This is a genomic window from Oleiphilus sp. HI0043, from assembly GCF_001634935.1.
The window spans coordinates 1-1,070 of record NZ_LWEY01001664.1 but is presented as its reverse complement, the minus strand read 5'-3'; the positions used below and the strand labels follow the sequence as shown (position 1 = coordinate 1,070).

Below are 1,070 nucleotides of genomic sequence, written 5' to 3'. Positions count from 1 at the left end.
GATTACGAATATATCTCGGTAGAATTTGGCAGCGCGGGCGAGAAAGGCACGAACAGTGAAGATTATCGTTCCATGAATGTTCAAGGTAAGGTGCCGACGCTTGCTGACGGTTCTGTTTCTGGTGGCCCCTTGGTATTAACTGAAAGTGCTGCGATTGTTAATTATCTTGGCGCTGTATCTGATAAGAACTTATGTCCACCTGCTTCGGATCCGGTACTTCGTGGTCATTATGACCAACTGATGTTCTTTATCTTGTCCGACTTGGAGCAGCCTTTGTGGACCAACGGCAAGCATCGTTTTGCCATTCCTAAAGAACACCGTGTCGCTGATGTACTGCCGACTACTTTTTGGGAGTTCGAAAAGGCACAAAAGGCACTGACGAAGCTGATCGGTGAGTCTCCGACTTTTGCCTTAGGCGATGCTTTTAGCATGGTTGATATTGCTTTAGCGCATACCCTAGCTTGGGCGGAAAGCTTTAAGTTTGAGTTATTGCCCGGTATGAAAGCCTATAAAGATGCCTTGTATGAGCGCGAAGCATGTCAGCAGGCACTTGTTAAAGTGAGTGCTGAATGATGTGCTTTAAATTGAGATATCAGCTATTAGCTTTAAGCTTGCTTGCGCTGAGTTCTTTTAGTTCTGCAGAGCTAAAAGAACTGGATGACCAATCACTAGAAGAACAAAAAGGCCAGGCCGGGATTACCATCGATATTGAGTACAAGTTGTCGATAGGTCAAATTCTCTACAAGTTTGGTGACTCAGGTAATGGCAAATCGCGTAAGCAGCAAGATTATAATATACCCGAGCCTCCTAGAATCGTGTATGTTTTGTCTGATGATAAATGACGTAAGTATGAACTGCAGAACTTTCACTCTTCTTTCTTTAGTTACTTCACTAGCTCATCAAAGCTGCTGATCAAGGCCTCCGGCTGATAACTGGAAAGATCTTCTCCTTGGTGGTAGCCATATTCAACACAGATAACAGCTACGCCAGCCGCTTTAGCGGCCTTAATATCACTCAGCGAGTCGCCCACCATGATTGACTCGCTGACATGACACCCCAAAGTATTCATG

General features: G+C 45.0%; 3 protein-coding genes. 2 read left to right on the top strand and 1 reads right to left on the bottom strand.

The annotated features are described in order from the left end of the window. Positions 1-573, top strand: a 573-nt coding sequence (locus A3729_RS25285; RefSeq protein WP_068634411.1) for a glutathione S-transferase family protein, incomplete at its 5' end; no start/stop codon positions are given. Continuing rightward, entirely contained in the window at positions 570-842 is a 273-nt protein-coding gene (locus A3729_RS25280; protein ID WP_068553332.1) for a DUF6160 family protein, read from the top strand. The genes A3729_RS25285 and A3729_RS25280, both read left to right, overlap by 4 nt. 41 nt (positions 843-883) lie before the next feature. On the opposite strand, the gene A3729_RS25275 is transcribed toward A3729_RS25280, so the two are convergent. Next, positions 884-1,070: HAD hydrolase-like protein (locus A3729_RS25275; protein WP_082882181.1), on the bottom strand; the 187-nt coding region annotated here is incomplete at its 5' end.

Excerpts from the sequence above, each read along its gene's own strand:
- A3729_RS25280 (WP_068553332.1), top strand. The coding sequence starts at position 570 with ATGATGTGCTTTAAATTGAGATATCAGCTATTAGCTTTAAGCTTGCTT.